This is a genomic window from Micromonospora inaquosa (assembly GCF_003857055.1).
GTDB classification, from domain to species: Bacteria; Actinomycetota; Actinomycetes; order Mycobacteriales; family Micromonosporaceae; genus Micromonospora; species Micromonospora inaquosa.
This window is the reverse complement of record NZ_QGSZ01000130.1, coordinates 1-15,640: the sequence shown is the minus strand read 5'-3', so window position 1 is coordinate 15,640 and position 15,640 is coordinate 1. Positions and strand designations below refer to the sequence as shown.

17 protein-coding genes are annotated in these 15,640 nt (G+C 71.0%); 10 read left to right on the top strand and 7 right to left on the bottom strand.

The annotated features are described in order from the left end of the window. On the bottom strand, nt 1-681 hold the full coding sequence (gene rpe, locus DLJ59_RS04090) for a ribulose-phosphate 3-epimerase (RefSeq protein ID WP_124771174.1): 681 nt from the start codon (nt 679-681) through the stop codon (nt 1-3). A 254-nt stretch (nt 682-935) separates the two neighbouring features. Here rpe and DLJ59_RS04085 point away from each other — a divergent pair, with 254 nt between their 5' ends. After that, nucleotides 936-1,826: a septum formation family protein gene (locus tag DLJ59_RS04085; RefSeq protein WP_124771173.1), complete on the top strand. Its 891-nt coding sequence runs from the start codon at nt 936-938 to the stop codon at nt 1,824-1,826. Between the two features lie 82 nt (nt 1,827-1,908). Then, entirely contained in the window at nt 1,909-2,799 is an 891-nt protein-coding gene (locus DLJ59_RS04080) for a septum formation family protein (protein ID WP_124771172.1), read from the top strand. 51 nt (nt 2,800-2,850) lie between these two features. Here the strand turns inward: DLJ59_RS04080 and DLJ59_RS04075 are convergent, their stop codons facing one another. The 4 genes from DLJ59_RS04075 to DLJ59_RS04060 all read right to left on the bottom strand — a co-directional run bounded on the left by DLJ59_RS04075 (nt 2,851) and on the right by DLJ59_RS04060 (nt 6,281). Beyond that, nucleotides 2,851-4,287 (bottom strand): RsmB/NOP family class I SAM-dependent RNA methyltransferase, encoded by a 1,437-nt coding sequence (locus DLJ59_RS04075; RefSeq protein ID WP_124771171.1) that lies wholly within the window; start codon nt 4,285-4,287, stop codon nt 2,851-2,853. After that, a complete protein-coding gene (gene fmt, locus DLJ59_RS04070; protein ID WP_124771170.1) occupies nt 4,284-5,210 on the bottom strand; it encodes a methionyl-tRNA formyltransferase in 927 nt (308 codons plus the stop codon). Before fmt ends, DLJ59_RS04075 begins: the two co-directional genes overlap by 4 nt. Before the next feature lie 5 nt (nt 5,211-5,215). Further along, complete coding sequence (def, locus tag DLJ59_RS04065; RefSeq protein WP_124771169.1) at nt 5,216-5,773, bottom strand: peptide deformylase; 558 nt, start codon at nt 5,771-5,773, stop codon at nt 5,216-5,218. Nucleotides 5,774-5,858: 85 nt separating this feature from the next. Further along, entirely contained in the window at nt 5,859-6,281 is a 423-nt protein-coding gene (locus DLJ59_RS04060) for a tetratricopeptide repeat protein (protein ID WP_244235817.1), read from the bottom strand. Between the two features lie 254 nt (nt 6,282-6,535). Here DLJ59_RS04060 and DLJ59_RS04055 point away from each other — a divergent pair, with 254 nt between their 5' ends. Then, on the top strand, nt 6,536-6,829 hold the full coding sequence (locus DLJ59_RS04055) for a hypothetical protein (protein WP_124771168.1): 294 nt from the start codon (nt 6,536-6,538) through the stop codon (nt 6,827-6,829). Nucleotides 6,830-6,870: 41 nt separating this feature from the next. Here the strand turns inward: DLJ59_RS04055 and DLJ59_RS04050 are convergent, their stop codons facing one another. Both DLJ59_RS04050 and DLJ59_RS04045 read right to left on the bottom strand, forming a co-directional pair. Beyond that, nucleotides 6,871-7,458, bottom strand: a complete 588-nt coding sequence (locus tag DLJ59_RS04050; RefSeq protein WP_124771167.1) for a GNAT family N-acetyltransferase — start codon at nt 7,456-7,458, stop codon at nt 6,871-6,873. Between the two features lie 33 nt (nt 7,459-7,491). Further along, nucleotides 7,492-9,042: an NsdA family TPR-like regulatory protein gene (locus tag DLJ59_RS04045; protein ID WP_244235816.1), complete on the bottom strand. Its 1,551-nt coding sequence runs from the start codon at nt 9,040-9,042 to the stop codon at nt 7,492-7,494. Between the two features lie 555 nt (nt 9,043-9,597). Between DLJ59_RS04045 and DLJ59_RS04040 the strand changes: the two genes are divergently transcribed. From DLJ59_RS04040 to DLJ59_RS04010, 7 genes are all read left to right on the top strand, one after another. Then, the gene (locus DLJ59_RS04040) at nt 9,598-10,335 is read left to right on the top strand and encodes a hypothetical protein (protein WP_124771166.1); all 738 of its coding nucleotides are present in this window, start codon (nt 9,598-9,600) and stop codon (nt 10,333-10,335) included. Between the two features lie 133 nt (nt 10,336-10,468). Continuing rightward, complete coding sequence (locus tag DLJ59_RS04035) at nt 10,469-10,837, top strand: hypothetical protein (RefSeq protein WP_124771165.1); 369 nt, start codon at nt 10,469-10,471, stop codon at nt 10,835-10,837. Between the two features lie 6 nt (nt 10,838-10,843). After that, nucleotides 10,844-11,602 (top strand): class I SAM-dependent methyltransferase, encoded by a 759-nt coding sequence (locus tag DLJ59_RS04030; protein WP_124771164.1) that lies wholly within the window; start codon nt 10,844-10,846, stop codon nt 11,600-11,602. Between the two features lie 283 nt (nt 11,603-11,885). Further along, nucleotides 11,886-13,292: an APC family permease gene (locus DLJ59_RS04025; protein ID WP_124771163.1), complete on the top strand. Its 1,407-nt coding sequence runs from the start codon at nt 11,886-11,888 to the stop codon at nt 13,290-13,292. Next, nucleotides 13,289-14,302 (top strand): acetamidase/formamidase family protein, encoded by a 1,014-nt coding sequence (locus tag DLJ59_RS04020; RefSeq protein ID WP_124771162.1) that lies wholly within the window; start codon nt 13,289-13,291, stop codon nt 14,300-14,302. The genes DLJ59_RS04025 and DLJ59_RS04020 overlap by 4 nt, the downstream gene beginning before the upstream one ends. A gap of 10 nt (nt 14,303-14,312) precedes the next feature. After that, nucleotides 14,313-14,993 carry a GOLPH3/VPS74 family protein gene (locus DLJ59_RS04015; protein ID WP_124771161.1) on the top strand — a complete coding sequence of 227 codons (681 nt, stop codon included), beginning with the start codon at nt 14,313-14,315 and terminating at the stop codon, nt 14,991-14,993. Between the two features lie 21 nt (nt 14,994-15,014). Then, nucleotides 15,015-15,640, top strand: a 626-nt coding sequence (locus tag DLJ59_RS04010) for a GNAT family N-acetyltransferase (protein WP_148096927.1), incomplete at its 3' end; no start/stop codon positions are given.

The window sequence follows — 15,640 nt, the reverse complement described above, 5'->3', positions numbered from 1 at the left end:
TCAGGCCCCGGGAGCCGCGCGTTCCGCCAGTGCCCGCAGGTGCCGTACCGCCTCCGCCGGGTCGGCGGCCCCGTACACCGCGGTGCCGGCCACGAACGCGTCAGCGCCCGCGGCGGCCGCCTGCTCGATGGTGTCGGCGGCGATCCCGCCGTCCACCTCGATGCGCAGCTCCAGGTGCCCGGCCGACACATGCCGCCGGGCCGTCCGCACCTTCTCCAGCAGCTGCGGAATGAACCGCTGCCCACCGAAGCCCGCCTTGATCGTCATGATCAGCAGGGTGTCGAAGCTGGGCAGCAGGTCCAGATAGGGCTCGATCGGGGTGTCCCGGTCGATGGCCAGACCCGCCTTCGCACCGGCCGAGCGCAGGTCCTTGGCCAGCGCCACCGGGTCGCCGGACGCCTCCGCGTGGAAGGTGACGTTGTACGCCCCGGCGTCGGCGTACCCGGGGGCCCACCGGCGCGGATCCTCGATCATCAGGTGCACGTCGAAGGGCATCGCCGTGACAGCCCGCAGGCTCTGCACCACGGGCAGCCCAATGGTCAGGTTCGGCACGAAGTGGTTGTCCATCACGTCGACGTGCAACCAGTCCGCGGCGTCCTCGACGGCACGGACCTCTTCGGCGAGGCGGGCGAAATCGGCGGCCAGGATGCTCGGCGCGACGATCGGCGGCGGTACGGTCACCGGGCCAGTGTACGAACGTGGCCACCCGCCACCCGCATCGCGGCATCAACTCCGACGCGCTGTGACCCAGCAGTGACCAGTGGTGCAGAATTGAACGCTCCGGACCCCCGAATCCGGACGAACAGACATCAGCGGCTGGCCGAACGACCGAAACGCGACGACACTCCAACCGGGACGGTGCCGTAGGCTGCACGCCCGCCGGGGTATCGCCGCGGGGCGCGGTGACCGGCCGCCAGCTCCCGGGAGGGCGGACGATGCGACGGTGGCTTCCAGCGCTGGTGCTGGCCGGCGTCACGACGATGCTGCTGATCGGCTGTACGCCGGCGCGGGGCGCGGACGGTGATCTCACCGACGACTGGCCGACGCTGCGGGTGCCGAAGCCGTTCACCCCCGCCACCGACACCTGTCTGCCGAGGATCACCGCGGTCGTGCAGGCCAGCACGTACGAGACGGTGGACTGCGCACGCAACCACGTGGCCGAGACCATCCACGTCGGCACCTTCACCGGCCCCGACGCGCTGACCGAGGCGCGACCGGAACCCGGATCGTCGGCGCTGCGCACGGCTCGCGCCGAATGCGACCAGCGCGCCCGGGAGGTGCTCGGCGGTGACTGGCACACGGCCAGACTCGCGCTGTCCCTCGCGCTGCCGTCCGCGCCCGCCTGGGCCGGCGGCGCCCGCTGGTTCCGCTGCGACCTCAGCGAGACCGGCAGTATCGACAACACCCGCCCGGTGAACCGCACCGGCAGCCTGCGCGGAGCGTTGATCGGCGACACGCCCCTGACGCACCGCTGCTTCGACCCCAAGCTGATCGGCGACAACCTCAACTACATGGCGCCGGTGCTCTGCACCGAGCCGCACCGCGCCGAGTTCGTGGGCGTCTACCAGGAGCGGGACATGAGCTGGGCGGACTTCGTCAAGTCCGCCCAGCAGTCACACCAGCGCTGCATGGCGCTGATCGCCGAGTACGCGGCAGTGCCCAACAACAGCGAGCTGCCGTACCGGGCCGGGTCCATCTACTACCCGCCGTCGCAGCGCGAGTGGGAGGAGGGCGATCGTGGAGTGCGCTGTTTCCTGTGGAGTGACGACCGCAAACTCACCCGCTCGATGCGCGATGTCGGCCCCGAGGGACTGCCCGCGATCTGAGCACCGGTGCCGTATGCTGCTGCGCCGTAGCGCTACCGACCGGCTGGGTCCGGTCTGGGGCCACCAGCGGCGGGAGGTCGGGATGCGACGGTGGTTGGCGGCGTTGGCCGGGGGTGGGGCACTGGCCCTGGCGCTGGCCGGGTGCGGCGGACCCGCCGGACTCGACCGTGACCTCATCGACGACTGGCCGGCGCCCGTCGCGGCGCAGCAGTTCGTCCCCGCCGCCGACGTCTGCCACCAGAGCTCCCAGCAGGTCGGCTTCCTGACCGGCTACAACCCGACGGCGTGCACCGAGGCGCACCGGGTGGAGACCATGCACGTCGGCACCCTCACCGGCCCCGGCGCCGAGGGCGGCACGCCCCCGCAGCCCGGCTCGGCCGGCATGCGGGCCGCGCAGGCCGGGTGCGACACCGCGGTCAACAAGGCGGTGGGCGCCGACTGGCGTTCCGGGCGGCTCGGCCTGACCGTCGTGCTGCCGTCGCCGCAGGCCTGGTCGGGCGGGGCCCGCTGGTACCGCTGCGACGTCACCGAGATCGCCAGCATCGACGACACCGCTGTCGATCTGCGCACCGGCAGCCTCCGCGGCGCGTTGTCCGGCGCGGCCCCGCTGGCGTACCGCTGCTTCAACCCGAAGCTGGTCAAGGACGACATCGACGAGATGGTGCCGGTCTCCTGCACCGCCAAGCACCACGCCGAGTTCGTCGGCGTCTGGCAGGCGCCCGACGTCAGCTACACCACGTTCACCGGCGACGTGAAGCGGACCCACCGGGCCTGCCAGACGATGATCGCCAAGTACGCCAAGGTCCCGGACAACCCCCAGCTGGACTTCCGCGCCGGAACGATCTACTACCAGCCGTACGAGGAGGAGTGGCGCAACGGCAACCGGGGCGTGCAGTGCTTCCTCTGGATCTCCGACCGGGACCTGACCCGCTCGATGAAGAACGCCGGCACCAAGGGCCTTCCGGTCACCTAGGGGCACACCGCGTCCGGCCGGTCGGGTGACCGGCCGGACGCCGGTGGCGGATCAGCCTCGGCGCAGGACGGCGAGGAACATCGCATCGGTGCCGTGGCGGTGTGGCCACAGCTGCACGGTTGGCCCGTCGCCGAGACCGGGCATGCCGGCCGGCAACAGCGGCCGGGCGTCCACGAAGTCCACCGGAACCCCACTGCGGCGGGCCGCCTCGGTCACCGTCACGTGCGTCTCGACGGTGTGCGGCGAGCACGTCACATAGGCGACCAGGCCGCCCGGTCGGACCGCCCGCAGCGCCGCGCCGAGCAACTCCCGTTGCAGCCGGGTCAGCGGCGGCAGATCGGACGGCTGGCGACGCCAGCGCGACTCCGGCCGACGACGCAGCGAGCCCAGCCCCGTGCACGGCGCGTCCACCAGCACCCGGTCGAAGTGCTGCTCCGGCAGCTTCGGGTCGCCGCCGACATCCCGGCCGTCCATGGTCAGCACGGCCACCGGCAGGTCCCGGGTGGCCAGGGAGACCAGTCGGGCGCGGTGCTCGGCCACCTCCACGGCGGTCACCCGGGCACCCCGCTGCGCGGCCAGGGCACCGAGCAACCCCGCCTTGCCACCCGGGCCGGCGCACAGGTCCAGCCAACGCCCGTCCGGGCCGTCCAACGGCGCGGCGGCGAGCGCGGCGGCCACCAACTGGGAGCCCTCGTCCTGCACGTGGGCACGGCCGTCGACCACCGCCGGGATGTCGCCCGGCGCGCCGCCGGGCAGATAGACGGCGTACGGCGAGAAGGCACCGGGCGCACCGCCGACCTGGTCGGCCAGCTCGACCGGGTCGATCAGGCCGGGTCGGGCGCACAGGTGCACCGGCGGGCGCTCATTGTCCTCGATCAGGAGCCGGGCCGTCTCGCCCAGGTCGCCGCCGAGCGCCTCGGAGAAGGCCCGCACGATCCACTGCGGATGGCTGTACGCCAAGGCGAGGTGCCCGATCGGGTCGGTCTCCATCGGCGGGGCGAGCTTCGCCACCCAGGCGTCCGCGTCACGGGTGGACACCTCCCGCAGCACCGCGTTGGCGAAGCCGGTGGCACCCGGTGCCACCGACCGGACCAGGTCCACCGTCGACGAGACCGCGGCGTGCGCCGGCACCCGGGTGTGCAGGAGCTGGTACGCCCCGAGCCGCAGCGCGTCGCGTACCGGCGGGTCGATCCGGGCCACGTCCCGGCCGGCCGCGTCAGTCAGGATCGCGTCCAACGTGCCCAGGTGGCGCAGGGTGCCGTAGGTCAGCTCGGTGGCGAAGGCCGCGTCCCGACCGAACAGCCCCTCGTCCCGCAGGATGATGGGCAGCACCAGGTTGGCGAACGCGTCGTCCCGGTGCACCGCCGCCACCGCCTCGTACGCGGCACGGCGCGGTCGGTCCAGCGGCGGCCGGACCGGGCGACGATCCCCGCCACGGCCGGTCGACGGGCCGGAGCGCGTCGGTCGGGTTCCCTCCGGTGCCGTCACGCGAATTCCTCTCCAGTGCCGACCCGGACGCCGCGCGCCCAGTCGGTAGCGCCCATGGCCCGCTTGCCCGCGGCGCGGACCTCGCCGAGCCGCACCGGCACGGTCGCCGTGCCGACCAGCACCCGGGACTTCTCCACCAGCAACTCCCCCGGCTTCAGTTCGGGGCCGTCGGGCACCGGGACGACCGGGCCGAGCTTCACCCGCTCGTCGCGGAACGTGGTCCAGCCGCCGGGTGCGGGCGTACAGGCCCGGATCCGCCGGTCCACGGCGAAGGCCGGGTCGGCCCAGCGCACCCGCGCGTCGTCCACTGTCAGCTTCGGCGCCAGCGACACTCCGTCGGCTGGCTGCGGCTCGGCGCGGGCGGTGCCGTCGGCGATCGCGTCGAGCACCGCCACCAGCAGCCCGGCGCCGGAATCGGCGAGCCGCTCCAGCAGGTCGCCGGAGGTGTCGGCGGCGCGGATCTCGTCGGTCAGCGTGCCGTAGACCGGGCCGGTGTCCAGGCCCTCCTCCAGCTGGAAGACGCTGGCCCCGGTCAGCTCGTCACCGTGCAGCACGGCGTGCTGCACGGGCGCGGCGCCCCGCCACGCGGGCAGCAGCGAGAAGTGCAGGTTGATCCACCCGTGTCGGGGGATCTCCAGGGCCGCCGGCGGCACCAGCGCGCCGTAGGCGACCACCGGCACGCAGTCCGGCTCCAGCTCACGCAGCCGGTCGAGGAACTCCGGGTCGCGGGGACGGGCCGGGGTGAGCACCTCGACGCCGTGCTCGTCGGCCCACGCGCCGACCGGGGAGCGGGACAGGCCCCGCCCCCGCCCGGCGGGCGCGTCGGGCCGGGTGACCACGGCCACCAGCTCGTGTCGGGACGCGGCGACGGCGGCCAGGGCGGGAACGGCGACGGCCGGCGTACCGGCGAAGATCACGCGCATCCGGATCAGCGCCCCAGACCGAAGGGGTCGCTGATGTGCGGGCTGAGCTTGACCGTGGGCGGGGCCGCCGCGTCGTACCACTCGGCCTGGCGGATCGCCTTCATGGCCTCCTTGCGCCCCTCCGGGTCCAGTCGGTCCAGGAAGAGCACCCCGTCGAGGTGGTCGGTCTCGTGCTGCAGGCAGCGGGCCATCAGACCGGTGCCGACGATCTGCATCGGGTCACCGAACGAGCTGAAGCCCTTGGCGACGACGTTCTGCCGACGCTTGGTGTCGAAGTAGAGCCCGGGGATGGACAGGCAACCCTCGGGGCCGTCCTGTTCCTCCTCGTCGGGGAACTCCAGCACCGGGTTGATCAGGTGCCCGAGGACGTCGTCGACGTCGAAGGTGAACACCCGCAGGCTCACACCGAGCTGCGGCGCGGCCAGGCCGGCGCCGTTCTGCTCACGCATCGTGTCGGTGAGGTCGGCGACGAGCCGACGTAGCTCGGCATCGAAGTCGACCACCGGATCGGCCGGCGTGCGCAGCACCGGATCCCCAAACAGACGGATGGGCTGGACGGTCACGCGGGACGGCTCCTTCTTCGGGTGGACGAGCGGTGCCCCACCAGTCTACGGAGTGCCCGGCGGGACGCCGGGCGGCGCACCTCGATCAACCACCGCCGGTGTGCCCAGCGTCACCGGCGGCTCCCGCGTCCGGGGACTCGGCCCGGGTCAGCAGGTCCCGTATCCGCTCGCTGTCCGGATGGCCGAGGTCGTCGAGGATGCCCAGCGCCCGCCGCCAGGTACGCACCGCACCGGCCGGGTCCCCCGACGCGTGCCGGCGCACCCCGAGCCGGGGCAGGGTGTCCGCCTCGTCGTAGCGGTCGCTGATCCGCCGGTACAGCCGCAGCGCCCGCCCGTAACAGCGGATCGCCTCGCGGTGCTCACCCAACTGGGCGTGGATGAAGCCCAGGCTGTCCCAGGTGTTCGCCTCACCGTGCCGGTCACCGGTCGGGCGCAGCAGCGCCAACGCCTCCCCGCAGTGCGCGAGTGCCGGCCCGTACTGGCAGAGCTGGGCGTGCGCCCAACCCACCGCCTTGCGGGCGCTCGACTCCCCCGCCAGGTGGCCGGCGGCCTGGTAGAACTGCCCGTCCGGGAAGCGGTCGGCGACCCGGTGCGCCCGGCGCCCGGCCGCCGCACGACGGGGAACGAGGTCAACGAGATGCGATCACCGCGCGGCGGGGACAGCCGACAGCCCGGCACCCACCAGAATCCAGCGGAGAGCGATCCGGCCCGCCACGGCTCACGCTCACGCCGCCGCTGACGCGCGCCCGGTAAGGACACGCCGTGCCGGCCCCGCACCAGCCGATCCCGTCGCCAGAGGATCCGCTGTCATCGGCCGTGGCCCGCGTCGACCGCACGGCGCTGGGCGAGATCGAGGCGCACGCCCGAACAGGGATCACGCGGACCGTCCCCGGCGACGTCATCGACCCGGACGCCCCGCCGCTGCCGCTGCCGCTGCCCATGTTCGACTTCCGCCGACGCGACTCAGCAGCCCGCCACCGACCGCCCTCAACCACGCCCGATCCCGGCGGCTTATTCGGCATCAGCACCCTCACGCCCACAGCTGAAAACTACTAACCAAGATCGCCGGAAGCACCGTTAGCGAGACAGCCCCCCGGTCAGTCGCGATCTACGATGGGGACGAGGCGCTGCGCCCTCGGGGGCGATACGAGGGTTTTCCGCTCGTGATCAAGGATCGAGTACAGGAGAGAGTCTCTCCAGGCTCCGTTGGTGAAGACGTGGTCTCTGAGACGGCCTTCGGGAGTAAGTGCGAGTCGGGCGAGCAGGCGCTGCGATGCATGGTTGTCCGGGCCGCACGCTGCTTGGATGCGGTGTAGCCGCAGGGTGTTGAAGCCGAAGTCGAGCATGAGAGTGGCGGCTTCGGTGGCGTACCCCTTGCCCCAGTCCTGGGCGCGAATAGCGTAGCCGAGTTCGCCGCTGCGGTCACGTCCGAGTCCGATGCGGATGAACCCGATGAGAAGATCGGCGTTGTTGGCGACGGCGAGGTAGTAGTCCGGGCGCGGTTCTGCCTGTGCGCGTTCGATGTCCTGTGCCAGGCGTGCGGTCTGTTCTGCCCGGCTGCGGGGGTCGAAGCTGAGGGTGTGGGTGACTTCGGGGTCGCCGACTACCGCCATCGACGCGTCCAGGTCGTCGGTCCGGAACTCGCGCAGGGTCAGGCGGGGACCGGTGATCGTCACGGGGAACACGATGATGACGGTAGTCGGACCGGTGGGTATCGGTTAGGCGGGGAGGGCCGCGGCGGGGACGCGGCAGAACGCTTCGATTTCCTCGCGCAGGTGCCGTGCCACCGGGGAGTTGGCGTGGTGCCGGCTGCGCAGCGCCTGGTGGACGCGCGTGGCGCTGGTGAGGATGCCGCCGATGCGCCGGTCGGGTTCGAGTGCGAGGACGGGAGCGAGCGCCTGTTGAGCGCCGTCGACGTGGCCGGCGTTGACGCGGGCGAGGGCGAGTTCGGCGCGGGCGCCTGCCTCGTCGCTGAATGAGCGGTCTTCTGGGCGGCCGTGCTCGAACAGGTCGAGGGCAGACAGCGCCTCGGACTGGGCCCGGTCGTGTTCACCGTCAAGGCAGACGTATGTTCCGGCAGCGTAGTAGCTCTGCTTGGCCTGCGGGAAGGCGAGCAGGCCGCCGATGGCGTCGAGGTCGTCGGGTCGGTGGACGGCTCGCTGGTCTACGGCTCGTCCGAGTGCGTGGCTGGCCTCGTCGGGGGAGTTCATGACCGCCCAGGCGCGGGCCTCCAGGGCGGGTAGCCAGGACGCGACAGAGCCGGAGACGTTGGCGGCGAACTCGGCGCCGCTCTGGGCGTAGCGCACCGCTTCTTGTGGGCGGCCGGCCCAGTAGGCAATGAGGCCTTGCAGGCCGCGTGCCCATGCCCGAAGTCCCTGGTGGTCGGCGTTGTCGGCGCACACGTACAGGGTCCGGGCGTGGGTCATGGCTTCGTGGAAGCGACCGAGGTCCTGGCTTGCCTTGGCGATCAGGCCGGACACGACTCCCGCCAGCAAGTAGAGGTCCCGGCTCAAAGCTGGCTTCTGCCGGCCTTCCAGGAGTTGGAAGACGGCTTCCTGTTCTGTGAGGAGGTCGCTCATGATCGAGGCGAGCGGGTCGTGGATGTAGGCGTTGGCGAGGTGGACGACGTCGTCGCGGAGTTGGGCGATGGCCTCCGGGCCGACGTTGTCGATTTCAGCGAATGTGGCGAACCGTGCCGCGCGCCGTGTTGCCATCGCAACCTGCCTTTCTAGGGGGTCCGACGAGCGGCCAGGCTCGTCCGTTGGTGTGAGTGGTTCCGCCTGCGGAGTAGGTGAGGTGGGGCCGACGGGCGCAGCGGTGACCGCTCCGCTTGTCGGCAGCGCCGGCAGCGGTCCGGTGGGGGCCGGCGAGAGCAGATCGGCCATCGGGTAGCCCCAGAACAGGCGGGCCATGCGGCGTTGCGACGGGCGCGGAGCGGTCTGCACGTCACCGGCGATCCACCGCCTCAGCGTGCGCACACTGAGGGTGGCGTCTTCGTCGTTGTCGCGTGCGCACCGCTCGAATCTCGCCACGATCTCGCTGTGGGTGCGCTCGTCGCGGTCGATGAGGACCGCGAGCAGCGTGAGTCTCTGTTCCGACATCCCCGACCCCTTTCCGGACGGATCTAGCCATGACGGTAGGACCGTTCGCCGTCCGGCAACCAGTCCTCCGGGCTCCGGCTGGCGATAAGGCCGATCGATGTCCCCCTTATGACAGCTCAACGGCAGTGATCCGGCCCGGGTGTGCGCTTCTAACGGCATGGTGCTCATCGCCAGACTCCGATGCAAGACCAAACGCATCTACGCGGCCACGCACCGTTGCATCCACCGACTGGAGTTGGGACAAGCCCTCGGCCCCCGGGGCGAGCAGCGCCGCGTAGGAGGGCACGTCGGATGAAGGGGGTGAGGCAGATGTGCCACCGAGCTGCGTTACTCGCGGAGCGTGTCGTGCGCTCGTCACCCTCACCGGCGAGCCCCACTGTGTTCGGAGTTCCCCGGCGGCGCGTGACTGCGGCTCCGCGCTGCCGGGTGACGTGGTGGCCGCGCCGCCAGCACGGCTGGGCGACCCGAAGCCCGGTCTTGCTGGCGGCTCGGCCACCCACCTGGGCCACGTCGGCGAGCGACGGGGGCGACAGGAAGGTGCTCGGCGTGCTGAGTGCGGCGCGGCTGCCCGTAGCAGCCGTCGAGTCACGGGCCGGGAGAAGGAGGTGAAAACGCTAGGACGAACACCACCGCTCGTAGTGGCGGCCCTGCCAGCCGGCTAGCTCCGCAGGACCGCCCGACCACCGCAAACGGTCACATCCCACTTGGAGAGGAATTGCCGCGATGACGGTAGCCACTGCCGACCTTATCAAGGTCGACCTGCCCACGCCGTTCACCAAGACCTGGGAACGCATCCCCGGCATCACGATCGACGGACCGACGCTGACGATCAAGCCCGAGGAGTTCTTCTTCCGCTACGAGAGCCCGAACTGGCTGCTGTGCGACTGGCAGCGGGTCCGCGACGAGCTGCTCCCGGCGGTAGAGAGCGAAGACCTGACCATCGAGCAGCTCGCGCTGGACTTCGTCAAGGAGCACGCCTACTCCACCACCGACCCGGCGCAGGTGCTGCGCACCGCGCACGACGTGTACGCCTACATGTTCCGGGAGGAGCACCTGCAGGACCCCGGTCTCGACTTCGTGCCGGACGGGACGCTGCGGATGCTGCGCGAGTGCGGCACCCTGATGGCGCTCAACCGGGTCGAGCTGGACGGGCACATCAGCAACGTGTCTCCGGCCTGGATGCTGTGCGCCGCCGCCCGGGTCGTCTACGATCTGGACAAGGCGACCGCTGAAGTGCTCGACGAGCTGTATCACGGCACCTGGTTCAACGAGTCGCGTCGACGCGAGAGCATCCTCGCGCACGCGACTCTCGGCGGCAGGCTGGTCCACGCCTGCCAGGGCGCTCCCAACATGTCCGGCGGCTGCGTCGTGCCCTTCGGCACCGACGTCGAAACGATGCGCCGCGAGCTGGCCGGCATGCGCATGCCCTGGATCGAGCGGACCCTGGCCCCGCTGACCTGACAGAGAACCGGTGGCCGCGCGGCGTCAGCGCCGCTTCGCCCTGCCCGCGCGGCCACCTCCATCCGAACCGGTGGCCGCGCGCAGCATCCCCCGCGCTACGCGCGGCCACCCCGGAAACCTTCCAGGAGTGGCAGTGACTATCGCTAGGGACACCAGCGGCCGGGTCGTGACGGTCCGGGACATGCTCGACGGCATCGGTACCTCGCTTAAGTACACCAACTACCAGCTCGACACGGCCGGCGCCGGTCACGAGCCCCACCCGTGGAACTGGACAGAATCCGCCGGCCACTTCCGCAGTGTGATGACCAAGGAAGCCGAACTCGCCGAGCACGTCGCCCGCACCATTGACCGCTGGGTCAAGGCCAACCCCCACGCCGACGCGGCGAACCTGGCCGCGATGCGTGCCGCCTCCAAGGACCTCAAGGCCGCCGCCCGAAGCCTGGTCAACCTCGGCAAGAAGATGCGCAATGTGCAGGCCTGCCTCGACGTGACCAAGTCGTAAGCCATCATGGGCGCGAGCATCTCCACGACGATCAACCGGCAGGCGTGGGACCGGCAGGCACGCCTCGCGTTGCCGCATGACCGACCGATGACACCGCGCCGGGTCGAGTGGACGCAGTATCCCGGGCTCGGCCCAGGCACCGAGCTGTTCGGCGACGTCCGTGGACTGGCTGTGGCCGAACTCGGCTGCGGCAGCGGCGACAACCTCGCCCCACTGGCCGTCAGCGGTGCCCACTGCATCGGCGTGGACCTCGCACCGGCACAGATCAGCCGAGCGCGCACCCGCTGGGGGCACCTGCCGGTCCGTTTCCACTGCTGCGACGCGCGTGCCTTCCTCACGCGATCCCGTCCGCTGGACATCTGCTTCTCCATCTTCGGAGCGGTTGGCCTCTGCCCGCCCGAGCAGCTCCTGCCGCTGGTCGCCCAGCACCTGCGTCCCGGCGGCCGGCTGTTGTTCTCCGTGCCTGATCCGCGTTGGCTCGGCCCACGCCGCTGCGTGATGCGACTGGTTGACGGAAGTCACGTGCCCGTCGCCCGTTGGCTGTCTGGTCCGGAGGGCTGGAAGGCCGCCGTCCGCGCGGCTGGGCTGCGATGCCTGCACATCGAGGTGATCAACGCTCCGACCGGAGACGGCACCTGCTGCCTCCTCGTCCACGCACAAAAGCCATCGGAGCAACCGATGCCTGTACCGCTGCCCCCAACCGGGACCCAGCCTTCCCAAACCCGCCGACTACCGGATCGCACACCTGCTGCACTGCCGCCGTAGCCCAACGAGGGCGGCCCGACGAGACGCGTGAAGGTATTCCTACCCGGCAGTGACGGGTCCGCCTCCCCATGGGACTCGGGCCTGCCACTCCCGCGCCAACTGCGATGGACTCCTCGCAGACCAGCTCGCGACGCCGTTGCATCGGCCAATCAGGAAGCCGAAGACAGCCAGGTCGGCTGCGATCAGTCGAGGGCCGCTGGCCGGCGCGGCGGCGAAGGTAGCGCGACACGGTAACCCCACTGTTTCTCCAATTCCCGATTACCTCACATCCGAAAGGTTTGCGATGTATGACCAAGATGAGCTGGCCCGCTACGGCTATCGGCAGGAGTTAGCCCGGAGGCTTCGGTTCCGGGACTTGATCGCCTATGGCCTCGTTTACATGGTGCCGATCGCGCCGATGGCAATCTTCGGCAGCGTCTACGCCGGCTCCGGTGGGATGGTGGCTCTCGCGTACGCCATCGGCGTGGTGGCGTTGGTCTTTACCGCGTTCTCGTACGCGCAGATGGTCAAGGCGTTCCCGATGTCGGGCAGTGTCTACAACTACGCCGGTCGGGGCATCAGCGCGCCGGTGGGTTTCCTGGCCGGCTGGGTGATCCTCCTGGACTACGTACTCGTGCCGGGGCTGTTGTATCTGGTGGCGTCGGTGGCGATGCACGCCACGGTCCCGGCGGTGCCGGTGTGGTTGTGGCTGCTGGGGTTCGTGGCGGTCAACACGGTCGTCAACTCGGTCGGGATCCGGATGACCGCGGTGGTCACTCGGGTCATGCTCGTCGGCGAGTTGATCGTCCTGGCGATCTTCTTGGCCATTGCCGGCTGGGCCCTCGCCTCGGGCAGGGGCCGGTTCAGCTGGGAGGCGTTCTACAACGCCGACACCTTCACCTGGCCGCTCGTCGCGGGCGCGGTGTCGATCGCGGTGCTGTCGTTCCTCGGCTTCGACGGCATCAGCATGCTGGCCGAGGAGACCAAGGGCGGTTCCCGGCAGATCGGCCGAGCCATGGCCGCCGTCCTGATCCTGGCCGGGGTGCTGTTCATCGCCCAGACGTGGCTGGCCGCGATGCTCGTGCCTGACCCCGGTGCGCTCCTCGGGCAGGGGGATCCGAATGGCACCGCCTTTTACGACGCCGCTCGGGTGGCCGGCGGCGGCTGGTTGGCGACGCTGTGCGCGGTCGCGACGGCGATCGCGTGGGGTTTGCCGAACTCGATGGTCGCGCAGGTCGCCACCTCGCGGCTGCTGTATGCGATGGCCCGTGACCGGCAACTGCCGGCGTTCCTGGCGAAGGTGTCGATCCGCCGCAGCGTGCCGATCAACGCGACCCTGCTCACCGGGTTCGTGTCCCTCGCCCTGGGCCTGTACCTGGCGACTCGGGCGGACGGGATCACCCTGTTATCGTCGCTGATCAATTTCGGGGCGATGGTCGCGTTCCTGGTCCTGCACGTCTCCGTGGTGGTGCACCACCTCATCCGCAGACGAAGCGGCAATTGGTGGGCGCACCTGGTCATGCCCGGGGTCGGGTTCGCGATCCTCGCCTATGTCGTGGTCAACGCGAACATCGCCGCGCAGCGCCTCGGCCTGGCCTGGCTCGCCCTCGGTGTCGTCGTTCTCGCCGGCCTGTACCTGGCCGGCCGCCGGCCGGTGTTGTCGGGCCTGGCGCCCGCGCAGCCGCAAGCACGCGACGTGGAGCGGGTGTGACAGCCATGGACACGATCACCTACCGTCCCGCCCGCGACGAACTGGCCTACACCTTCGGCGGACGGATGCCGGTGGCCCACGTCCGCTCCGGCGACATCCTGCAGGTGCACACCGAGGACTGCTTCGGCGGCCTCGTACGGGGGCCAGCGGACCTGCCGTCACAGGTGTGCAAGATGCCGTACCTGAACCCGGTGTCGGGGCCGTTCTTCGTCGAGGACGCCGAGCCCGGCGACACCCTCGCCATCCACCTCGCCGCCATCACACCCACCCGCGACTGGGGCGTCTCCTCGACGTTCCCGCACTTCGGGGCGCTGACCGGTACGTCCCACACCGCCACCCTGCAGCCGCCACTTGAGGAGCGGGTCTGGGTGTACGACATCGACCGACAGGCCAACACGGTCCGCTTCCACGCCACCGAAACCGACCACACCGCCGACCTGCCGCTCGACCCGATGATCGGCACGATCGGTGTCGCTCCCGGCGGGTTCGAGGCCCGCTCCACGATCGTCCCCGACACGCATGGCGGGAACCTCGATACCCCCGAGCTGCGCGGCGGGACCACCCTCTACCTGGGGGTGAACGTGCATGGGGCGATGCTCGCCCTCGGCGACGGACACGCCCGCCAGGGCGAGGGCGAGGCCTGCGGCGTCGGGGTGGAGATTGCCACAACCACCACCCTCGCCATCGAGGTCATCAAGGGAACCGGCACCGCCTGGCCCCGGGTGGAGACCGACACGTCGATCATGTCGGTGGGCTGCGCCCGCCCCCTAGAAGACGCCTACCGGATCGCCCACCGCGACCTCGTCGGCTGGGCCAGCGACCTGACGGGCTTGGAGGAACTCGATGCCTACCAGCTGATCTCGCAGGCAGGTGGGGCGCCGATCGGCAACGTGTGCGACCCGAACTACACGGTCCTCGCCGCCGTCGACAAGGCGCTGCTCCCGGCCCCGAGCCCCGCCTACGGTGGGGTGCACGCCCGGTTGCGGCAGCGTGCGACCGGTCTGCGGTAGGAGCGAGCTGATGACCGCGTCGATTCCCCAACTGCCGCTGCGTGACGAGTTGTTCCTGCTCGGCCACAACGACGACACCGGCCAACCCCACATCCACCGCCAGGCCCTCGCCCTCGGCATGGCCGGCGCGGTCCTGATCCACCTGGTCCTGGCTGGGCGGATCGCCCTCGACGACACCGAGGACGACCGCCCGGCCGGGAGGCGGCTGTGGCTGCACCTCTACCGGCCCGTCGGTGACCTGATCGCCGACACCGCCATCGCCTCTGTCCGCTACGCCAATCCCGCCCCGACGCTGCGGGGATGGCTGACATGGTTCGCCGACGACCTGTACGAACGTACCCGCGCCGGGTTGCACGCCGGTGGGATCCTGCACCGCAGCACCCATCGCCGCCTCGGCGGGCTCGCCCGCACCGACCGGTACCTCGCCACCAACACCAAATGGGCCGTCGTCGCCCGGGCCCGGCTGCGCTACCTCGCCGCCGGCCGCGACCAACCCGACAACCACACCGCCGCCCTCGCCGGTCTCGTCGCCGTTCTTGGCCTGACCGAGCACCTCTACCTCGGCGAGGACACGACCGCCCTGACTACTCATTTGCGCACCATCGCCGCCCAGCACCACCGCCCGGTACGGGAGATCACCGCCGCGGTCGACGCCGCGGTAGGCGACCTCGCCACCGCCGCGTACCGATGACTACCGAAGGAGAACAATTCGATGAACGCTGACGTGCGCATCCGCGCCGCCCGGTGGGCGGACAAGGAGCCCGTGGCGTCGCTGATCGCCGCAGCTCTGCACCCCACGCCACTCGCCGCGTGGCTCGTGCCCGACCCGGCCGTGCGGCGTCGGGTGCTGACCGACGTCGCGGCGATATGGGTGGAGCACGCGATGTTTTACGGCGACAGCCACGTCACCGACGACCTGTGCGCCGCGACTGTCGGGTTCCACCGCTACCGGCCCATCCCACCACCGGCCAACTACCGCCACCGGCTCACCGACGCCGCTGGCCCGCACACCGACCGCTTCGACCAGCTCGACAACCTGCTGTCCGCGTCCCGACCGAGCGAACCGCATCACCACCTGGCGTTCCTCGCCGTGCACCCCGACGCCCGAGGCGCCGGCCGGGGCAGCGTGCTACTGGCGCATCACCGCAACCGACTCGACCGCATCGACCTGCCCTCGTGGACCGACACCACCACAGACGCCCACACCCTGTACACCCGCCACGGATTCAGCCCCCGACCGCCGATCACCCTGCCGGACGGGCCGGTCCTGCGCCCGATGCGCCGCAACCCCGACCGCCGCCTCGACACCTGGCCCCGCAACCTCGCCCGCCCCACCGC

What these genes read in the sequence shown, in the direction of transcription:
- DLJ59_RS04030 (WP_124771164.1), top strand. Translation starts at nt 10,844, where the DNA reads ATGGGCGCGAGCATCTCCACGACGATCAACCGGCAGGCGTGGGACCGG.
- DLJ59_RS04040 (WP_124771166.1), top strand. Translation starts at nt 9,598, where the DNA reads ATGACGGTAGCCACTGCCGACCTTATCAAGGTCGACCTGCCCACGCCG.
- DLJ59_RS04045 (WP_244235816.1), bottom strand. Translation starts at nt 9,042, where the DNA reads ATGAGCACCATGCCGTTAGAAGCGCACACCCGGGCCGGATCACTGCCG.
- DLJ59_RS04025 (WP_124771163.1), top strand. Translation starts at nt 11,886, where the DNA reads ATGTATGACCAAGATGAGCTGGCCCGCTACGGCTATCGGCAGGAGTTA.
- DLJ59_RS04015 (WP_124771161.1), top strand. Translation starts at nt 14,313, where the DNA reads ATGACCGCGTCGATTCCCCAACTGCCGCTGCGTGACGAGTTGTTCCTG.
- DLJ59_RS04080 (WP_124771172.1), top strand. Translation starts at nt 1,909, where the DNA reads ATGCGACGGTGGTTGGCGGCGTTGGCCGGGGGTGGGGCACTGGCCCTG.
- fmt (WP_124771170.1), bottom strand. Translation starts at nt 5,210, where the DNA reads ATGCGCGTGATCTTCGCCGGTACGCCGGCCGTCGCCGTTCCCGCCCTG.
- DLJ59_RS04085 (WP_124771173.1), top strand. Translation starts at nt 936, where the DNA reads ATGCGACGGTGGCTTCCAGCGCTGGTGCTGGCCGGCGTCACGACGATG.